Origin of the sequence: uncultured Lamprocystis sp. (assembly GCF_903933125.1) — a bacterium.
Lineage (GTDB): Bacteria > Pseudomonadota > Gammaproteobacteria > Chromatiales > Chromatiaceae > Thiodictyon.
The window spans coordinates 1-2,862 of sequence record NZ_CAIZIZ010000086.1 but is presented as its reverse complement, the minus strand read 5'-3'; the positions used below and the strand labels follow the sequence as shown (position 1 = coordinate 2,862).

The 2,862-nt window shown below is 68.4% G+C and carries 1 protein-coding gene and 1 pseudogene; one reads left to right on the top strand and one right to left on the bottom strand.

Annotated features, from left to right (window positions below; translation table 11 throughout):
• Nucleotides 1-248, top strand: a pseudogene (locus tag QZY03_RS03770) (hypothetical protein); the annotation flags it as partial.
• Nucleotides 249-487: 239 nt separating this feature from the next.
• Here the strand turns inward: QZY03_RS03770 and QZY03_RS03765 are convergent.
• Nucleotides 488-2,812, bottom strand: a complete 2,325-nt coding sequence (locus tag QZY03_RS03765; RefSeq protein WP_295578418.1) for an EAL domain-containing protein — start codon at nucleotides 2,810-2,812, stop codon at nucleotides 488-490.
• Nucleotides 2,813-2,862 lie beyond the last annotated feature (50 nt).

Sequence of the window (2,862 nt, the reverse complement as noted above, 5' to 3'; positions counted from 1 at the left end):
TCCAAATTTGGGCGGCACCGCGCGACCTCTGGTGGATGCGGCGCGCGCGACCGCCGTGCCGAGTCCCTGAGACCGAGCGGCGCGCCTTATCCACCCTACAGCAGAGCCGGTTTCGTAGGGTGGATAAGCGCAGCGCATCCACCATCGGCCTCGCTGCCGACACGCTGTTGGCGGCGGCCACCCAAATTTGGAACTGCTGTCATGATGACCGATACTCCGCACCGTTTCCGATTGGATGGATGCCTTAGGCGATTTCCGTGAATAGGCATCCCGACTGCGCATGCGCAGAAAGCCTGTTGGGTTGTAGGGGCGAATGAATTCGCCCCTACACGTCGGTAGATCTTTTCCCGGAAATCGCCTTGAGTCACGACCCTGATCTGCTGGGTCGTGTACCCGCGCACGCGGTCTTACCCTGCCGGATGCCGCATGATGCGAAACTCCCTCGACAAGTCTAGTCGTTCGCCCAAGATCGCAGCGTAAAGTTATGTCAATCTGACTGACGACCCTCAGCATCCGGGCCGTCGGCTCCCGCGCGTGGATCAGGCGCCGCCGCGGTCCGGTCCCGCACATAGGCCTCGAACTCCGCCGCCGGGAGCGGCCGGCTGAACAGGTAACCCTGGGCGATCCGGCAGCCCTCGCGTTGCAGGAAGTCCGCCTGGGTCTGGGTCTCGACGCCCTCGGCGACTACTTTGATTCCCAACGCCTGGCTGAGGGCGATGACCGCGCGGGCGATGGCGCAACCCGCGGTGTCCTCCGGGAGCCCGGCCACGAATGACTGATCGATCTTGAGCTCGCACACCGCCAGGTGTTTGAGTGCGGCGAGTGACGAGTAGCCGGTGCCGAAGTCGTCGATGCCGACCTCGATCCCGAGCGTCTGCAGGTGCCGGATGTTGCCGGCCGCCGACTCCGGGTTGGCCATGATCCAGGTCTCGGTGATCTCCACCGCCAGGGCGCGGGGGTCCAGTCCGACCTCGCGGATCATCCCCTCGATCGCCTCGGCCAGCCCCCGGTTCTGCAGGTCGCGGTTGGACAGGTTGACCCAGACCGCCGCGTCCGCCAGCAACCCCTGATCGCGCCACTGCTTCATTTGGGCGGCGGCGGTGCGCACCACCCAGGCGCTGATCGGCACGATGAGGCCGGTGGCTTCGGCGAGCGGGATGAACTGATCCGGCGCGACCAGGCCCCGCGCTGGGTGCTGCCAGCGGATCAGTGCCTCCAGGCCGGCGATCCGGCCGGTCGCCAGTTCGATCTCGGGCTGGTAGTGGAGCACGAACTCCCCGCGGGCCAGGGCCTCGCGCAGGTCTCTCTCAATGGCGACCTGCGCGAAGGCGCGCGCCGTCATATCCTCGGTGTAGAAGCGCAAGGTGTCGCGGCCCTGGTCCTTGGCCCGGTACATGGCCGCGTCGGCGTTGCGGATCAGCGTGTCGACCTCGCTGCCGTCCTGGGGGAAGAGGCTGATGCCGATGCTGGCGGTCACATAGAGCGATTGTCCCGCCACGGTGAAGGGCTGGCGGAAAGCCTTGAGCAGTTTGTGGGCGACCAGCCCGGCGTCGTTGTCCTGCTCCAAGGTGCCGATGATGAGGACGAATTCATCGCCGCCCAGGCGGGCGACCGTATCGCCCTCACGCACCAGGGCGCGCATGCGCGCGGCGGCCTGTTGCAGGACCTGGTCCCCGGCGGGGTGGCCCAGGCTGTCGTTGATCGACTTGAAACCGTCCAGGTCAACGAAGAGCAGGGCGACGCCGCGGTGCTCGCGATGGGCCTGAAGAATCGCCTGGTGCAGGCGGTCGGTGAACAAGAGCCGGTTCGGCAGTCCGGTGAGCGGGTCGTGCTGAGCCAGGTGCTCCAGTTGCACTTCACGCTCCTGGAGCTGTTCGGTCAGCGCGCGGTGCACGGTGATATCGCGCGCGGACTCGACCACGCCGATGACCGCGCCGCTGGCGTCGCGTAGGGGCGAGCCGATCAGCTCGATCCAACGGGGCTGTCCGTCGGCCCCCCAATGGCGATGGATTACCGTCACCGCCGTCCCGCCGGCGAGGACCTGACGCACCGGGCAGGGGTGGTCCGCGCTGTCGCAGGGGCTGTCGCGGCCGTGGCTGGCGCGGTAGCAGGTCAGTCCGGCGTTGTTCGCGGTCGGTGCACCCGCCGCCGTCTGCGCCGCCGTGTTCATCAGCAAGATCCGGTAATCGGTGCCGATGACCAGGATGGGGTCCGCGACCCCGTCGATGATCGACTGGAGGAAACGCTGCTGGGCCAGTACGGCGGCCTGTGCCTGGCGGATCTCGGTGACATCGAAGAGGGCGCAACGGCACTGCACCGGCGCCGCCCCGGCGGGGTGCGGGCGCTCGCGGCGGATGGCCAGCCGCAGGTCACGCCGCGGTTGCGGCGGGCGCCCCAGGCCGACCTCGATGGCCTCCTGCGCACCCGATGCCAGCACCCGCGCGAGGGCGCTGAGCAGGACGTGCCCGTCGCCCGGGGCGAGCCGCGCCGCCAGGAACAGGTGCGGCGCCTGTCCCCGGGACACGCCCAGCAGCTCGGCGGCGGTGAGGTTCATCCGGGTGATCTGGCCCAGACGGCTGACGGTGGTATAGGCGACCGGGGCGAAGTCGTAGAGGTCCGCATAGGTGTCGCGGGATTCCTCCAGGGCCTGCTGTGCCTCGCGCAGCGCGCGGTTTTGCATCTCCAGCTCGATCTGGTGGACTTGCAGATCCTGGACTACGTGGCCAAGATCAGCCGGGTCGACTGTCTCGCGGCGCAGGGCGGCGAGCAGATCGGCGAGGGCGCGGCCGGAGAGGTCCCTGAACTCAGCCATGGGTGTTACTGGGTCGGACGGCGCGGGGGGGGGGGGGGGGGGGGGTTGGG